The sequence below is a fragment of the Pseudomonas parasichuanensis genome (assembly GCF_021601385.1).
Lineage (GTDB): Bacteria > Pseudomonadota > Gammaproteobacteria > Pseudomonadales > Pseudomonadaceae > Aquipseudomonas > Aquipseudomonas parasichuanensis.
Genome location: NZ_BQHO01000034.1, coordinates 19302 through 34279, shown reverse-complemented (window position 1 = coordinate 34279; position 14978 = coordinate 19302). Strand labels below are relative to the sequence as shown.

The 14978-nt window shown below is 66.5% G+C and carries 13 protein-coding genes and 1 pseudogene; 8 read left to right on the top strand and 6 right to left on the bottom strand.

Annotated elements, in window-relative coordinates; translation table 11 throughout:
- Positions 1-364: 364 nt before the first annotated feature.
- Together quiC and L6D77_RS22415 are read left to right on the top strand one after the other, a co-directional pair.
- The gene (gene quiC, locus L6D77_RS22420) at positions 365-2272 is read left to right on the top strand and encodes a 3-dehydroshikimate dehydratase QuiC (RefSeq protein WP_232883528.1); all 1908 of its coding nucleotides are present in this window, start codon (positions 365-367) and stop codon (positions 2270-2272) included.
- Positions 2273-2404: 132 nt separating this feature from the next.
- The gene (locus tag L6D77_RS22415; protein ID WP_232883527.1) at positions 2405-3067 is read left to right on the top strand and encodes a TetR/AcrR family transcriptional regulator; all 663 of its coding nucleotides are present in this window, start codon (positions 2405-2407) and stop codon (positions 3065-3067) included.
- Between the two features lie 173 nt (positions 3068-3240).
- Here the strand turns inward: L6D77_RS22415 and L6D77_RS22410 are convergent, their stop codons facing one another.
- Together L6D77_RS22410 and aroQ are read right to left on the bottom strand one after the other, a co-directional pair.
- On the bottom strand, positions 3241-4089 hold the full coding sequence (locus L6D77_RS22410; protein ID WP_232883525.1) for a shikimate dehydrogenase: 849 nt from the start codon (positions 4087-4089) through the stop codon (positions 3241-3243).
- Positions 4086-4532, bottom strand: a complete 447-nt coding sequence (aroQ, locus tag L6D77_RS22405) for a type II 3-dehydroquinate dehydratase (protein WP_232883523.1) — start codon at positions 4530-4532, stop codon at positions 4086-4088. Before aroQ ends, L6D77_RS22410 begins: the two co-directional genes overlap by 4 nt.
- 210 nt (positions 4533-4742) lie before the next feature.
- Between aroQ and L6D77_RS22400 the strand changes: the two genes are divergently transcribed.
- The 4 genes and pseudogenes from L6D77_RS22400 (at position 4743) to L6D77_RS22385 (ending at position 11495) form a co-directional block, all read left to right on the top strand.
- The gene (locus L6D77_RS22400) at positions 4743-5945 is read left to right on the top strand and encodes a TolC family protein (RefSeq protein WP_236170172.1); all 1203 of its coding nucleotides are present in this window, start codon (positions 4743-4745) and stop codon (positions 5943-5945) included.
- A 157-nt stretch (positions 5946-6102) separates the two neighbouring features.
- The gene (locus tag L6D77_RS22395) at positions 6103-7332 is read left to right on the top strand and encodes an efflux RND transporter periplasmic adaptor subunit (protein ID WP_232883520.1); all 1230 of its coding nucleotides are present in this window, start codon (positions 6103-6105) and stop codon (positions 7330-7332) included.
- A gap of 14 nt (positions 7333-7346) precedes the next feature.
- Positions 7347-10505 (top strand): annotated as a pseudogene (locus L6D77_RS22390) (efflux RND transporter permease subunit).
- A gap of 48 nt (positions 10506-10553) precedes the next feature.
- The gene (locus L6D77_RS22385; RefSeq protein WP_232883519.1) at positions 10554-11495 is read left to right on the top strand and encodes a DNA-3-methyladenine glycosylase family protein; all 942 of its coding nucleotides are present in this window, start codon (positions 10554-10556) and stop codon (positions 11493-11495) included.
- Here the strand turns inward: L6D77_RS22385 and L6D77_RS22380 are convergent.
- On the bottom strand, positions 11461-11691 hold the full coding sequence (locus tag L6D77_RS22380; protein ID WP_110995934.1) for a DUF6555 family protein: 231 nt from the start codon (positions 11689-11691) through the stop codon (positions 11461-11463). The two genes, L6D77_RS22385 and L6D77_RS22380, sit on opposite strands and share 35 nt — an antisense overlap.
- A gap of 306 nt (positions 11692-11997) precedes the next feature.
- Here L6D77_RS22380 and L6D77_RS22375 point away from each other — a divergent pair, with 306 nt between their 5' ends.
- On the top strand, positions 11998-12255 hold the full coding sequence (locus L6D77_RS22375) for a DUF1652 domain-containing protein (protein WP_232883518.1): 258 nt from the start codon (positions 11998-12000) through the stop codon (positions 12253-12255).
- A gap of 15 nt (positions 12256-12270) precedes the next feature.
- Here L6D77_RS22375 and L6D77_RS22370 read toward each other — a convergent pair whose 3' ends face one another.
- The 3 genes from L6D77_RS22370 to L6D77_RS22360 form a co-directional block, all read right to left on the bottom strand.
- Positions 12271-12885, bottom strand: a complete 615-nt coding sequence (locus tag L6D77_RS22370; protein WP_232883517.1) for a Yip1 family protein — start codon at positions 12883-12885, stop codon at positions 12271-12273.
- 101 nt (positions 12886-12986) lie between these two features.
- Positions 12987-13274, bottom strand: a complete 288-nt coding sequence (locus tag L6D77_RS22365; protein ID WP_232883516.1) for a hypothetical protein — start codon at positions 13272-13274, stop codon at positions 12987-12989.
- 421 nt (positions 13275-13695) lie between these two features.
- Positions 13696-14175, bottom strand: coding sequence for a GNAT family N-acetyltransferase (locus tag L6D77_RS22360; RefSeq protein WP_232883515.1), 480 nt, complete (start codon positions 14173-14175; stop codon positions 13696-13698).
- Positions 14176-14353: 178 nt separating this feature from the next.
- Between L6D77_RS22360 and L6D77_RS22355 the strand changes: the two genes are divergently transcribed.
- On the top strand, positions 14354-14974 hold the full coding sequence (locus L6D77_RS22355; RefSeq protein ID WP_110996246.1) for a LysE family translocator: 621 nt from the start codon (positions 14354-14356) through the stop codon (positions 14972-14974).
- Positions 14975-14978: the final 4 nt, after the last annotated feature.

Genomic DNA, 14978 nt, shown 5'->3' with positions numbered 1-14978 from the left:
GCAGCAAGAAAGGCCGGCGGGCCTGCGACTGGTGTTCATGGTTGTTCACGGGGCGGGGTGAATCAATTCGTCGAAACGGGTTTTGTTCGGTAATCGAACAAAAACTAACTGTTTCGTACAAAGTGCATTGCGAGGGCGACTTTACCTGCGAATAATCGATCGTGCCAGGATTCTGCGGATTGCCGGGGGCTGCTGCGCAGCCCTTTCGCGACCCAAGGCCGCTCCTACAGGAACCGCTCGATTGAGGTAGGAGCTGCCTTGCGTCGCGAAAGGGCCGCACAGCGGCCCCGGCGATCCTGAGCCCCAAGCATGACGTGCGGTTTGCCTGGCTCCACTCATGCACACATAACAAGGAACACCCGCCATGCAGCGTTCGATCGCCACCGTGTCCCTCAGCGGCACCCTGCCAGAGAAGCTCGAAGCCATCGCCGCCGCAGGCTTCGACGGCGTCGAGATCTTCGAAAACGACCTGCTGTACTACGCCGGCAGCCCCCGCGAGATCCGCCAGATGTGCGCCGACCTGGGGCTGGCCATCACCCTGTTCCAGCCGTTTCGTGACTTCGAGGGCTGCCGCCGTGACCGCCTGCACAAGAACCTCGACCGCGCCGAGCGCAAGTTCGACCTGATGCAGGAGCTGGGCACCGACCTGGTGCTGGTGTGCAGCAACGTGCAGCCCGATGCCCTGGGCGATGAACAGTTGCTGGTGGACGACCTGCGCCTGCTCGCCGAGCACGCCGGCGACCGTGGCCTGCGCATCGGCTACGAGGCGTTGGCCTGGGGCCGCCACGTCAACACCTACCAGCAGGTGTGGAACCTGGTGCACCAGGCCGACCACCCGGCGTTGGGGGTGATCCTCGACAGCTTCCACACCCTGTCGCTCAAGGGCGACCCGAGCGCCATCCGCGATATCCCGGGCGACAAGATCTTCTTCGTGCAGATGGCCGATGCGCCGATCCTGGCCATGGACGTGCTGGAGTGGAGCCGGCATTTCCGCTGCTTCCCGGGGCAGGGCGAAATGGACCTGGCCGGTTTCCTCGCGCCGATCCTGGCCACCGGTTACCGCGGGCCGCTGTCGCTGGAGGTGTTCAACGACGGCTTCCGCGCCGCGCCCCCTCGGCAGAATGCCGCCGATGGCCTGCGCTCGCTGTTGTACCTGGAAGAGAAGACCCGCCTGCAGCTGGAGCGCGAGGCACGGGCCGTCGAGCCGGGCGTGCTGTTTGCCCCGCCCGCCGCCAGCACCTACGACGGTGTGGAGTTTCTTGAGTTTGCGGTCGACGAGGCCGTCGGCGCGCGCCTGGGCGTGTGGCTCAAGCGCCTGGGCTTCGCCGAGGCTGGTGCACACCGCAGCAAGGCTGTGCGCCTGCTGCGCCAGGGCGATATCAATATCGTGCTCAACGCCGAGCCCTATTCGTTTGCCCACAACTTCTTCGAGGCCCACGGCCCGTCGCTGTGTGCCACCGCGCTGCGAGTGAAGGACGGCCAGGCGGCGCTGCACCGCGCCACCGCCTACCGCGGCCAGCCGTTCCGCGGCCTGGTTGGCCCCAACGAGCGGGAGATCCCGGCGGTGCGGGCGCCCGATGGCAGCCTGCTGTACCTGGTCGAGCCCGAGGGCGATGGCCTGAGCATCTATGACACCGACTTCCGCCTGGAGGAGGGGACCAGCGCCAGTGGCGGGCTGCAGCGTATCGACCACATGGCCCTGGCCTTGCCGGCCGAGGCGCTGGACAGCTGGGTGCTGTTCTACAAGAGCGTGTTCGATTTCACCGCCGACGACGAGGTGGTGCTGCCCGACCCCTATGGCCTGGTCAAGAGCCGCGCGCTGCGCAGCCACTGCGGCACCTTGCGCGTGCCTTTGAACATCTCCGAGAACCGCAACACTGCCATTGCCCATGCGCTCAACAGTTATCGTGGCTCGGGCGTGCACCATATCGCCTTCGACTGCGACGACATCTTCCGCGAGGTGGCGCGGGCCAAGGAGGCCGGGGTGCCGTTGCTGGAGATCCCGCTGAACTACTACGACGACCTGGCGGCGCGCTTCGATTTCGACGATGAGTTCTTGAGCGAGCTGGCGTACTACAACGTGCTGTATGACCGTGATGCCCAGGGGGGCGAGCTGTTCCACGTGTATACCGAGCCGTTCGAAGGGCGGTTCTTCTTCGAGATCCTGCAACGCAAAGGCGGGTATGCCGGCTACGGCGCGGCCAACGTGGCGGTGCGCCTGGCAGCGATGGCCAAGGCGCGTAGCGGGGTGGGGCGTAAGCCGGTGCTTTGATACAGCGGCCTCATCGCGCGTTGTAGGAGCTTGGTTCAGTAAAACCTGACCCCCTGACCAACAGCGCGCTTCCCTGCGCCGCCCGGCTCACGGATAATCCAGCGGATTCCTACAATGAGCCTGTGAGTCGGTATGAGTGATTCGGTAGTCAAGCCTGAAATCGAAGGGGTGCGCAAGGCGCGCAAGAACAACCCGGAGAAGACCCGCGAGAACATCCTCCAGGCCGCCATCACCGAGTTCGTCCAGCAGGGCCTGGCCGGCGCGCGGGTGGACGCCATCGCCGAGCGCACCGCCACCTCCAAGCGCATGATCTATTACTACTTCGGCAGCAAGGAGCAGCTGTACGTCGAGTGCCTGGTCAAGCTTTACGGCGATATCCGCAAGACCGAGCACGGCCTGGACCTGGAGTCGCTGGAGCCTGAGCAGGCGATCCAGCGCCTGGTGGAGTTCACCTTCGATCACCACGCCAACAACGTCGATTTCGTGCGGATCGTGTGCACCGAGAACATTCACTACGGCGAGTATGTGAAGCAGTCGCCGGTGATCCGCGAGATGAGCAGCATGGTGCTCGACGCGCTGGGCAAGATCCTCGCCCGGGGCGTGGCACAGGGTGTGTTCCGCCCGGGGATCGAAGTGATCGACCTGCACATGCTGATGAGTTCGTTCTGCTTCTACCGAGTGTCCAACCGCCACACCTTTGGCGATATCTTTCAGATCGACCTGTCGGACGAGCTGGTCAAGCAGCGCCACAAGCAGGTGATCTGCGAGGCGGTGATGCGGTACATCAAGGCTTGATCCTGGCCGGCAGGCACGGGCTCTGTGTAGGAGCGGGCGTGGCCGCGAAGTAGCCATCGCGCTGGCTGGCACCGGCTGCGCCGGTGTTCGCGGGCAAGCCCGCTCCCACAGGGATCGCGTAGGCTTTTTAGAATCTGAGCAAGACAGTTGCTCCTACAGGTGCTGCGTCTACCTCAAGCAAAACTGGCGAAATGCGCCTGCATGCGCTCGGCATCGGCTGTGCGCCCGCTGAACAGTTCGAACGCCTTCACCGCCTGGAACACCGCCATGGTGCCGCCATCCAGCGTGCGGCAGCCCAGGGTCCGGGCGTGGCGCAGCAGCTCGGTTTCCAGCGGGAAATAGATGATCTCCGCCACCCACAACCGGGCATGCAGCAGTGCGGCCGGCAGGGGCATGCCCGGTAGTTTGGTCATGCCCACCGGCGTGGTGTTGACCAGGCCATCGGCCTCGGCCACTGCTCCAGCCAGGTCGCTGCCGAGCACTGCGCGGCCAGCACCGAAGTGCCGGCTGAGGTTGTCCACCAGCGCCTGGCCACGGGCACTGTCCACTTCGAACAGCACCAGCCGCTCGACCCCTTCGGCCAACAGCGCGTGGGCCACCGCCGAGCCCGCGCCGCCAGCGCCCAACTGCACCACCTGACGCCTGGCCACGTCCGGCAGGCCGCGCCGCAGGCCTTCGGCGAAGCCCAGGCAATCGGTGTTGTGGCCGACTCGCTTGCCGTCGCGCAGCACCACGGTATTCACCGCGCCAATGCCCCGCGCCTCGTCCGACAGCTCGTCGAGCAAGGGCAGGATTGCCTGCTTGAACGGGAAGGTGATGTTCAGCCCAGTGAAACCGGTGCGCTCGGCCGCATCGAGCAGTTGGGGCAGGGCGCTGTCGTCCACGCCCAGTTGGTCGGCGTCGATCAGCCGGTACAGGTAACGCAGGGCCTGGGCGTCGCCTTCGTGCTCGTGCAGCGCTGGGGTGCGCGAGGCCTGGATGCCACGGCCGATCAGGCCGGCTAGGATGCCTGGGTTGCTCATGGCTGCTCCTTGAAGTGCTTGGCGAAGTACGCCAGGCCCATCTTGTAGCCTTGGCTGCCGAGGCCGCAGATCACACCGACGGCGATGCTGGAGACGAACGACAGGTGGCGGAACGGTTCACGCTTGTGCACGTTGGACAGGTGCACTTCGATCACCGGCAGCTCGCTGGCCACCAGGGCGTCGCGGATGGCGACCGAGGTGTGGGTCCAGGCGGCGGGGTTGATCAGGATGCCGTGGCAGCGGCCACGGGCGGCGTGGATCCAGTCCAGCAGTTCGCCTTCGTGGTTGGTCTGGCGAAATTCCAGTTCCAGGCCCAGTTCGGCGGCGCTGGTGGCGCACAGGTTGGCCAGGTCGGCGAGGGTCTCATGGCCGTACTGGGCCGGTTCGCGGGTGCCCAGCAGGTTCAGGTTGGGGCCGTTGAGCACGAGGATTCGGGGTGTCATGGCGGGGTATCGCTTTGTTGTTTTTGGATGCCATGAGTTTTGTACTACCCGGTTAGTTTCGTCAAATGCCCAGCCTGGAAAATGGGCGATTATCGGACGCGGCGCTGGCGCATTACAAAATTGTAATCTTGACGCCACCGCCCCGATAACCAGCGCTCCCTACAGTCCCTCGCCAACGCATTCCGCCGCGCGTCGACGAGGACCCAAGCCGTGCCCATCCCCCGCAAGATCGCCTTGCTCTGCCTGTTGCTGGCCGGCCCCGCCAGCGCCCAGGGCCTGAGCCTGGACCAGGCGCTCGCCGCCGCCTTTGCCGAAAACCCCGATCTCGCCGCCGCCGGCCGCGAGATCGGCATTGCCGAGGGCGAGCGCCGCCAGGCCGGGTTGATCCCCAATCCAGAGCTGTCCTGGGAAGTCGAGGACACCCGCCGCGACACCAGCACCACCACCGTCACCCTGAGCCAACCACTGGAACTGGGCGGCAAGCGCGGTGCGCGCATCGACGTGGCCCAGGCCGGCCAGACCGTCGCGCAGCTGGAGCTTGAGCGCCAGCGCAACGGCCTGCGCGCCGACGTGATCCAGGCCTTCCACGCCGCCCTGCGGGCGCAGACCGCGCTGGAGCTGGCGCAGCAGTCCCAGGCCCTGACCGAACGCGGGCTGCGGGTGGTGCAAGGGCGGGTCAAGGCCGGCCAGTCGTCGCCGGTCGAGGCCACCCGCGCCCAGGTGCAGTTGGCCCAAGCCGAAGCGGCGGTGCGTCGTGCCCGCACCGAGCGCAGCGTGGCCCGGCAGTCCCTGGCGCGGCTGACCGGCAGCGCCCAGGCAGGTTTCGACAGCCTCGACGGCAGCAACCTGTCACCCGGCCCGGCGCCCCAGGCCGAGCAGTTGCTGGGCAAGGTCGAGCAGACCGCCGACTGGCGCCTGGCCGCGGCGCAGATCGAGCGTGGCGAGGCCAGCCTGGGCTCGGAGAAGGCCAAGCGCATCCCCGACCTGACCGTCAGCGTCGGTAGCCAGTACAGCCGTGAGGACCGTGAGCGGGTCAATGTGGTGGGGCTGTCGATGCCACTGCCGCTGTTCGACCGCAACCAGGGCAACGTGCTGGCTGCCTCGCGCCGCGCCGACCAGGCCCGCGACCTGCGCAACGCCGTGGAGTTGCGCCTGCGCAGCGATACCCGCAGCGCCCTCGACCAGTGGGCCACGGCCATGGGCGAGGTGCAGGCCTATGACCGCACCATCCTGCCGGCGGCGCAGCAGGCGGTGGACACCGCGACCCGCGGCTTCGAGATGGGCAAGTTCGCGTTTCTCGATGTGCTCGATGCCCAGCGCACCTTGATCGAGGCGCGTGGGTTGTACCTCGATGCGCTGGCCCAGGCCACCGATGCCCGGGCGCAGGTGGAGCGTATCTACGGCGAACTTTAGCCAGAGCGGTGAAAGGGGGCTGCTGAGCAGCCCATTCGCCGGCAAGCCGGCTCCCACAAGAATCCGCATCGCACCCTGTGGGAGCCGGCTTGCCGGCGAATGGGCCGCACAGCGGCCCCGGCGATTTGACTGACGACCCTTTGCAGCAGGAATGACAATGACCAACCCCCGCAAACTCGCGATCCTCGCCGCAGCCCTGGCCGCCCTCGGCCTCGGCGGCCTGGCCTGGACCGGTACCCTCGGCCAGGCCTCCAACGCCCAGGCCCAGCACGATGACCATGGCGAAGACGACCACGGCCATAGCGCAGAAGAAAAGGACGATGGCCACGGCCATGGTGCGTCCGAAGGCGAGAACCACGCCGAAGAAGAGGGCCAACTGCACCTCTCCGCCGAACAGATCCAGGCCGCCGGCGTGCAGCTGGTGACCGCAGGCCCGCAAACCCTGGGCACCGCCATCAGCTTCCCCGGCGAGATCCGCTTCGACGAAGACCGCACCGCCCACGTCGTGCCCCGGGTGCCTGGCGTGGTCGAGTCGGTGCACGCCGACCTCGGCCAGGCGGTCAAGCGCGGCCAGGTGCTGGCGGTAATCGCCAGCCAGCAGATCTCCGAACTGCGCAGCGAGCAGCAGGCGGCCCAGCGCCGTCTGGAACTGGCACGCCTGACCTTCGAGCGTGAAAAACAGCTGTGGCAGGAGCGCATCAGCGCCGAGCAGGACTACCTGCAGGCCCGCCAGGCCCTGCAGGAGGCCGAGATCGCCGCCGCCAACGCCGGCCAGAAGGTCGCCGCCGTGGCGCCGGCCGGCAAGGGCAACCGCTATGAGCTGCGTGCGCCGTTCGATGCGGTGGTGGTGGAAAAGCACCTGACCGTGGGCGAGGTGGTGGACGAGACCAGCAACGCCTTCACCCTGTCTGACCTGAGCCGGGTCTGGGCCACCTTCGCCGTGGCCCCGCGCGACCTGGACAAGGTGGTCAGCGGCCGTGGCGTGACCGTCAGCGCACCGGACCTCGGCGCGCAGGTGCAGGGCAAGGTCAACTACGTCGGCAGCCTGCTCGGCGAGCAGAACCGCGCCGCCACCGTGCGCGCCACCCTGGCCAACCCCAATGGCGCCTGGCGCCCGGGGCTGTTCGTCAACATCGCGGTCACCGTCGAGCGTTTCGACGCCGCCGTGGTGGTGCCCGAAGCGGCCCTGCAAACCTGGGAAGAGCAGACCGTGGTGTTCGCCCGCACCGAGGAAGGCTTCGAGGCCCGCCCGGTCAAGCCGGGCCGCCGCGATGGCGGCCAGGTGGAGATCCACGAAGGGCTCGCCGCCGGTACCCAGGTGGCTGCCGCCGGCAGCTTCGTCCTCAAGTCCGAGCTGGGCAAAGGCTCGGCCGAACACAGCCACTGACCGGGAAGCCTTTCATGTTCGAACGCCTGATCCAGTTCGCCATCGAGCAACGCCTGGTGGTGATGCTCGCCGTGGTGCTGATGGCCGCCGTGGGCATCCACAGCTACCAGAAACTGCCCATCGACGCGGTGCCCGACATCACCAACGTCCAGGTGCAGATCAACACCGCCGCGCCCGGCTATTCCCCGCTGGAAACCGAGCAGCGCATCACCTTCGCCATCGAAACCGCCATGGCCGGCCTGCCGGGCCTCAAGCAGACCCGCTCGCTGTCGCGCTCGGGGCTGTCGCAGGTGACGGCGATCTTCGATGACAGCACCGATATCTTCTTCGCCCGGCAGTTGGTCAACGAGCGCCTGTAGGTGGCCCGCGAGCAACTGCCCGAAGGCATCGAGGCGGCCATGGGGCCGATCTCCACCGGTTTGGGCGAGATCTTCCTGTGGACCGTGGAATCCAAGGACGGCGCCCTGAAGGAGGATGGCACGCCCTATACCGCCACCGACCTGCGGGTGATTCAGGACTGGATCATCAAGCCGCAGTTGCGCAACGTGCCGGGCGTGGCCGAAGTAAACAGCATCGGCGGTCATGCCAAGCAGTACCTGATCGCCCCGGAGCCCAAGCGCCTGGCGGCCTACAAGCTCACCCTCAACGACCTGATCGCCGCGCTTGAACGCAACAACGCCAACGTCGGCGCCGGCTACATCGAGCGCAATGGCGAACAGCTGCTGATCCGTGCGCCGGGCCAGGTGGCGTCGGCCGAGGACATGGCCAACATCGTCATTTCCAGTGTCGATGGCACGCCGATCCGCGTCAGCCATGTGGCCGACGTGGGCCTGGGCCAGGAGCTGCGCTCGGGCGCGGCCACCGAGAACGGCCGCGAGGTGGTGCTGGGTACGGTGTTCATGCTGATCGGCGAGAACAGCCGCACGGTGTCCCAGGCCGTGGCCGCCAAGCTCGAAGAGATAAACCGCAGCCTGCCCAAGGGCGTGGTGGCGGTCACTGTTTACGACCGCACCAACCTGGTCGAAAAAGCCATCGCCACGGTGAAGAAGAACCTGATCGAAGGCGCGATCCTGGTCATTGCGGTGCTGTTCCTGTTCCTGGGCAATATCCGCGCAGCGCTGATCACCGCCATGGTGATTCCGCTGTCGATGCTGTTCACCTTCACCGGCATGTTCAGCAACAAGGTCAGCGCCAACCTGATGAGCCTGGGCGCCCTGGACTTCGGCATCATCGTCGACGGCGCGGTGGTGATCGTCGAGAACGCCATCCGCCGTCTGGCCCACGCCCAGCAGCGCCATGGCCGCATCCTCACCCGTGCCGAGCGCTTCCACGAAGTGTTCGCCGCCGCCCGCGAGGCGCGCCGGCCGCTGATCTACGGGCAGCTGATCATCATGGTGGTGTACCTGCCGATCTTTGCCCTGACCGGGGTCGAGGGCAAGATGTTCCACCCCATGGCCTTTACCGTGGTGCTGGCGCTGCTGGGGGCGATGATCCTCTCGGTGACCTTCGTGCCGGCTGCCATCGCTCTGTTCGTCACCGGCAAGGTGAAGGAAGAGGAGGGCGTGGTGATGCGCGCCGCGCGCCGCCGTTACGCCCCGGTGCTGGACTGGGTGCTGGGCCGGCGCAACCTGGCCTTTGCCGGCGCCGCTACCCTGGTGCTGCTGTCGGGCGTGCTGGCCAACCGCATGGGCAGTGAGTTCATCCCCAGCCTCAGCGAGGGTGACTTCGCCCTGCAGGCCCTGCGTGTGCCGGGCACCAGCCTGTCGCAGTCGGTGGACATGCAGCAACGCCTGGAAAAAACCATCATCGAGCGGGTGCCGGAAGTGGAGCGGGTGTTCGCCCGTACCGGCACCGCAGAAATCGCCTCCGACCCGATGCCGCCGAACATTTCCGACGCCTACGTGATGCTCAAGCCCCGCGAGCAATGGCAGGACCCGGGCAAGCCGCGGGATGAGCTGATCGCCGAGGTACAGCGCGCCGCCGCCAGCGTGCCGGGCAGCAACTACGAGCTGTCGCAGCCGATCCAGCTGCGCTTCAACGAGCTGATCTCCGGGGTGCGCAGCGATGTTGCGGTGAAGGTGTTCGGTGACGACATGGAAGTGCTCAACCGCACCGCCGCGCAGATCGCCGCCGGCCTGCAGCAGGTGCCGGGAGCCTCGGAAGTGAAGGTCGAGCAGACCACCGGCCTGCCGGTGCTGACCATCGACATCGACCGCGACAAGGCCGCGCGTTACGGCCTGAACGTGGGCGACGTGCAGGACGCCATCGCCATCGCCGTGGGCGGGCGCAGCGCCGGCACCTTGTACGAAGGCGACCGCCGCTTCGACATGGTGGTGCGCCTGCCCGAAGCCTTGCGTACCGATGTCGACGGGCTGTCCAGCCTGCTGATCCCGGTGCCGGCCAGTGCCGCCAGCGGCGCCACGCAGATCGGCTTCATCCCGTTGTCCCAGGTGGCCACGCTGAACCTGCAACTGGGCCCCAACCAGATCAGCCGCGAGGACGGCAAGCGGGTGGTGGTGGTCAGTGCAAACGTGCGCGGGCGTGACCTTGGCTCGTTCGTCGAGGAGGCGTCGCAGGCGCTGATCGACAAGGTGCAGATCCCGCCAGGCTACTGGACCCGCTGGGGCGGCCAGTTCGAGCAGCTGCAGTCGGCCGCCGAGCGCCTGCGGGTAGTGGTGCCGGTGTCGTTGCTGCTGGTGATGGCGCTGCTGTTGATGATGTTCAACAACCTCAAGGACGGCCTGCTGGTGTTCACCGGTATCCCGTTCGCCCTCACGGGCGGTGTGCTGGCGCTGTGGCTGCGGGATATTCCGCTGTCGATCTCGGCGGGGGTGGGGTTCATCGCGCTGTCGGGTGTGGCGGTGCTCAATGGGCTGGTGATGATTGCCTTTATCCGCAACCTGCGCGAAGAGGGCCGAGGGCTGCGTGCGGCGGTCGAGGAGGGTGCACTGACCCGCTTGCGCCCGGTGCTGATGACTGCGCTGGTGGCCTCGCTGGGGTTCATCCCCATGGCCCTGGCCACCGGCACTGGCGCCGAGGTGCAACGGCCGCTGGCGACCGTGGTGATTGGCGGCATCCTGTCGTCCACCGCGCTGACCTTGCTGGTGCTGCCGGCGTTGTACCAGTGGGCGCATCGGCGGGATGAGGAGGTGGTGCCGCCAGCGGCGCAGTAACTGCGGCGGGCACTCGCCATTGCCTCTGGCAACGCGCATGATGCCCCCATGACTCGCCTTTCCTCCCTGCACGCCGTCCGCCGCGCCCTGCGCCCGGGCGGCGTGCATCTGCTCTGGCTGCGCTACCAGCCGCCCTATCACTGGCCCTCGACCCAGGCCTTCCTGGCTGCACGCTGCATCCCCGGTATCGAAACCTTCGCCGATGGCGTGTACCGGCGCAGCTTTGTCCATGCTGGCCGGCAGGGCGTGCTGGAAGCGACCCCGGTAGCTGGCCCGTGGCTGCAGGTATACCTGCGTGACGTAGCGCCGGCGCTGGTGCCGGGGCTGATCGCACGCCTGCGCCGGGTCTACGACCTGGATGCGTGCCCTGCGCAGATTGCCGCCGGGCTGGCCGGCGATGCGCTGATGGCCGGGCTGCTCGCCGCGCGCCCCGGCCTGCGTGTGCCTCAGGGATGGGATGCATTCGAACAGGCCATGCGCACGGTGCTCGGCCAGCAGATCAGCGTGGCCGGGGCGATGACCCTGGCGGGGCGCCTGGTCGCACGTTTAGGGCCATTGCTGCAGATGGAGGCTGCGCCGCTGAGCCATGTGTTCCCACAGGCAGAGGCAGTGGCAGCTGCTGAACTCGAAGGGCTCGGTATGCCACGGGCTCGGGCGGCAACCCTCGGCACCCTGGCCAGGGCGTTGATTGAACAGCCGGACCTGCTGCGCCCCGGGCAAACCCTGGACGCGGCGCTGGCTCGCCTGTGCAGCCTGAAGGGCATCGGCCCTTGGAGTGCCCACTACCTGGCGCTGCGCCAGCTGGGGGCCAGGGATGCGTTGCCGTTAGGCGATGTGGCGCTGCTCAAGGCCCTGCGCCTGCTGGAGGGGCCGCAGGCGCTGCTGGCCGGGCGGGCCCCGGCCTGGCGGCCATGGCGCGCCTATGCCGCGCAGCATCTGTGGGCGTCATTGATGGTCACTGGCCCGATTGGCGCCAGCTCACCTCGCTGATGCCGTAGCGCTCGGCCATGGGCCGGCTGACCTTGCGGATCTTCTCGCGGTCGTAGCGGCCGATGCGGCCCACGCCGGCATCGCAACTGGCCCAGTGCCAGGCCTCGGCATTGTCCATGCGCTCGGCACGGATGATGAAGGTCTTGTGCTGGCCGTGCAGTGCGTAGTCGATCACGTAGAGTTTGGCGTCGATCATCGGGTTTCCTTTGTTCAAGCGGGTCCATGCCTGAAGGTGGGAGCCGCGCTTGCGCGGAAAAGTTTTACCCGACCCCGACGAAGGGGGACGAACGGTCATGTGCCTGCCATCCGTCGCCAAGTTGCCGTCAGTGATCGAACCCTGCCTGCTGGGCCGGTTTCTTCCACTAAGGTGCTAAGGGATCTTGCGCGTCATCATTGCCCGGGCGAATGGACCAACCCCAGGGCATGGGCAATATCAATTGGCACTGCGCCGATTTACGGCGTAACCACACAACAGGCCATCCAGCATAGAGAGGGTCGTACCATGTCGTTGATAGGCGTTTCGATGCTTGAGATGCGGCAAATGATCGAACAGGGCTGCCTGCCCGATCACTGCGAGGTGAGCTGCCCGGACGGCGAACACCTCACCATCCGCCTGAGCCCGGGCGACAACCTGGGAGACTGCTTCACCACCGAAGTGTCGGTGGCCAGCCTCAACAGTTGCCGTGACCTGGTGGCGCTGGTGGCGCAACTCAAGCAGCACCACCACGCGCAAGCGCAGCCGCTCAGGGCCATTGCCTGAGGGCAGGGTGCCCGGTCAGCCGAGGCTGGCCGGGCGCACGTATTCCGGCATCAGGCCGTTGAACCAGAACAGGATCATCGCCACCAGGATGGTCACCAACAGCAACAGGCCCACCCCCCAGACACAGGTCGCGAACAGCATGGCCTGCTCTTTGCGCAGGCGCAAAAATGTCTGCAAACCGCCATACAGCAGCACGCTCGCGTAAGCGCTGGCTGCCAGCAGCGCCAATAACGCCAGCCAGCGCATCGGCAGCAGGCCGACCACCCCGGCGACAAACCAGGGTGTGGCGCAGTAGGCGGCGAAGCCGATGCACTGGTTGAGGTTGGGCTGCACATCGAAACCGCGCGACATCCAGCGGATCATCACCCCCATCAGCATCACCCCACCCACGGTGGTGGCGTACAGCAGCCCGGCCAGTTGGGCGGCACTGACCAGGCTAAGGCGCACGCGGTCCTCACCTGCCAGGCTCCAGCCGTACGTGGTGGTGCCGACCAACAGGCACAGGGCAGGTATCAGCGCGAGCAGCAGCAGGCGCGGCAAGTATTGTTGGGGATGGTCTTCCTCGGCACGGCGGATGTCGATCCAGGCATCGCTTGGGTGGGTGAAGAGCTTGAGTAGCGGGCTGTTCATGGCGTTCTCCTCCAAGGGGCGGGCGCAGTTGCGCGCAGCCTCTTTCAATGGAGGCGTCGAGATCACGGCGGGTTCAGGTGAGTTCGCCGCCGTTGATCGCCTTATTGCAGTTCGAGCAGCAGGTTCAGGCCGCCGTCACCGCATTTGCCCTGGTCGCGGACTACACCGTGGTAACTGCGGCCCTCCCAGGTAAACGCCACGCTGTGGGCGCGTTCGACCTTGTCCGGCAGCGGTGGGCAGATATGCAGGCGCAGTGCGGGGCGGCCTTGCAGGGTGAGGGCGGCGAGTTGCGCCTGGCATTCGACACTCGACGCCACTGGGCCGAACAGGGTGTCGCGGACGTAATCCAGCTGCAGGCAGGCATTGGGGGCGCGGCAGGGCATCTTCATGGCGCTGCGGGGGAGCAAGTGAGCATGGCAGGGCTCCTGGCGAAAGATGACAAGGCATCAAACGTTGGAGGCCGGAAAGGGGGCGATGTTCAAACCGGTTCGAGGGAAATTTTTCGGCAGTCGCAGGTGCTTGTTTTGGCTGTACCGGCCTCATCGCCGACAGCCCACATGGATTGCACGAGCCCTGTAGGAGCGGCCTTGCCGGGGCGCCGGACCGACCGGAGAGGGCCGCAGCGCGGCCCCAGGATTTCAGCGTGAACGTGGAATTGCCGGGGCTGCTGCGCAGCCCTTTCGCGGCACAAGGCCGCTCCTACAGAGGAAATGCGCAGGACAGTTGCTCCCACCACGATCGCGCTGACCTTGATGGGGGAGCCGGTTGGCCAGCGATGAGGCCGGTGCAGCCACGTCAATTCACGATCCTTCAGCCCTCGGCAAACTGGCGCAGGCGCTCGCCGTCCAGGCGATAGCGAATCCATTCATCCTGCGGCTCGGCGCCCAGCGACTGGTAAAAGCCGATCGCCGGCTCGTTCCAGTCGAGCACGCTCCACTCAAGGCGCCCGCAGTTGTTCGCCAGTGCTTCCCGGGCAATGTGGCGCAGCAGCGTGCGCCCGGCGCCGTCACCGCGTTGTTGTGGGGTGACGTAGAGGTCTTCGAGGTAGATGCCGTTGCGCCCCAGCCAGGTGGAGTAGCTGTAGAAGTACACGGCAAAGCCGATGGCCACCCCCTCGCGTTCGCAGATCAGGCTGCGCACGGTGCTGCCTTCGTCGAACAGGCTGTGCTCGATATCGGCGAGGCTGGCCACCACTTCGTGGCGGGCGCGCTCGTAGTCGGCCAGCTCTGTGATGAAGGCGAGGATTTGCGCGGCGTCACTGCGTACGGCGGGGCGAATGGTCAGGCTCATGGTCGGGCTTCCTTGTTTGTACGGGCTGGTGCCATCGTACTGGCCCGGGGGCACAGAAGCGATACGACCAGCTCAGTAGAGTGTATTTATGCAATTTTACTTAACTGTACCGGTCGGTCGCCACGCGGCTCCGTTACTGTGTGGCAACACATAACGAGAAACCTGGAAGACTGCCGCCATGCTTGCCTCGCTCGACCTGCTCAGCGCCTTCGTGCTGTTCGCCTTCGTATCCTCCATCACCCCTGGCCCCAACAACACCATGTTGCTGGCCTCGGGGGTCAATTTCGGCGTACGCCGCAGCATCCCCCATGCCCTGGGCATCAGCATCGGCTTCATGGTGATGGTGCTGGCGGTGGGCCTGGGGCTGGGCGAGGTGTTCAAGGCATGGCCGCCGCTGTACAGCATCCTGCGCTATGCCGGCGCCGCCTATCTGCTGTACCTGGCCTGGAAGATCGCCACCTCCGGGCCGATGTCCGGTGACACCGCCGGCAGCCGCAAGCCACTGGGCTTCTGGGGCGCGGCGGCGTTCCAGTGGGTCAACCCCAAGGCCTGGGTGATGGCGGTGGGGGCGATCACCACCTACACCCCGGCCCAGGGCTATGTGTTCAATGTGATCGTCATCGCCGCCGTGTTCGGCCTGGTCAACCTGCCCAGCGTCGGGGTCTGGGTGATGTTCGGCAGCGCCCTGCGCAACCTGTTGCGCAATCCCCGCGCGGTGGTGCTGTTCAATGTCCTGATGGCCGTGCTGCTGGTGATTTCACTCTATCCGTTGCTGTTTGTAGAATCGTCGTTTTCCTAGAGCG

What these genes read in the sequence shown, in the direction of transcription:
- quiC (WP_232883528.1), top strand. Translation starts at nt 365, where the DNA reads ATGCAGCGTTCGATCGCCACCGTGTCCCTCAGCGGCACCCTGCCAGAG.
- L6D77_RS22415 (WP_232883527.1), top strand. Translation starts at nt 2,405, where the DNA reads ATGAGTGATTCGGTAGTCAAGCCTGAAATCGAAGGGGTGCGCAAGGCG.
- L6D77_RS22410 (WP_232883525.1), bottom strand. Translation starts at nt 4,089, where the DNA reads ATGAGCAACCCAGGCATCCTAGCCGGCCTGATCGGCCGTGGCATCCAG.
- aroQ (WP_232883523.1), bottom strand. Translation starts at nt 4,532, where the DNA reads ATGACACCCCGAATCCTCGTGCTCAACGGCCCCAACCTGAACCTGCTG.
- L6D77_RS22395 (WP_232883520.1), top strand. Translation starts at nt 6,103, where the DNA reads ATGACCAACCCCCGCAAACTCGCGATCCTCGCCGCAGCCCTGGCCGCC.
- L6D77_RS22385 (WP_232883519.1), top strand. Translation starts at nt 10,554, where the DNA reads ATGACTCGCCTTTCCTCCCTGCACGCCGTCCGCCGCGCCCTGCGCCCG.
- L6D77_RS22380 (WP_110995934.1), bottom strand. Translation starts at nt 11,691, where the DNA reads ATGATCGACGCCAAACTCTACGTGATCGACTACGCACTGCACGGCCAG.
- L6D77_RS22375 (WP_232883518.1), top strand. Translation starts at nt 11,998, where the DNA reads ATGTCGTTGATAGGCGTTTCGATGCTTGAGATGCGGCAAATGATCGAA.
- L6D77_RS22370 (WP_232883517.1), bottom strand. Translation starts at nt 12,885, where the DNA reads ATGAACAGCCCGCTACTCAAGCTCTTCACCCACCCAAGCGATGCCTGG.
- L6D77_RS22365 (WP_232883516.1), bottom strand. Translation starts at nt 13,274, where the DNA reads ATGAAGATGCCCTGCCGCGCCCCCAATGCCTGCCTGCAGCTGGATTAC.
- L6D77_RS22360 (WP_232883515.1), bottom strand. Translation starts at nt 14,175, where the DNA reads ATGAGCCTGACCATTCGCCCCGCCGTACGCAGTGACGCCGCGCAAATC.
- L6D77_RS22355 (WP_110996246.1), top strand. Translation starts at nt 14,354, where the DNA reads ATGCTTGCCTCGCTCGACCTGCTCAGCGCCTTCGTGCTGTTCGCCTTC.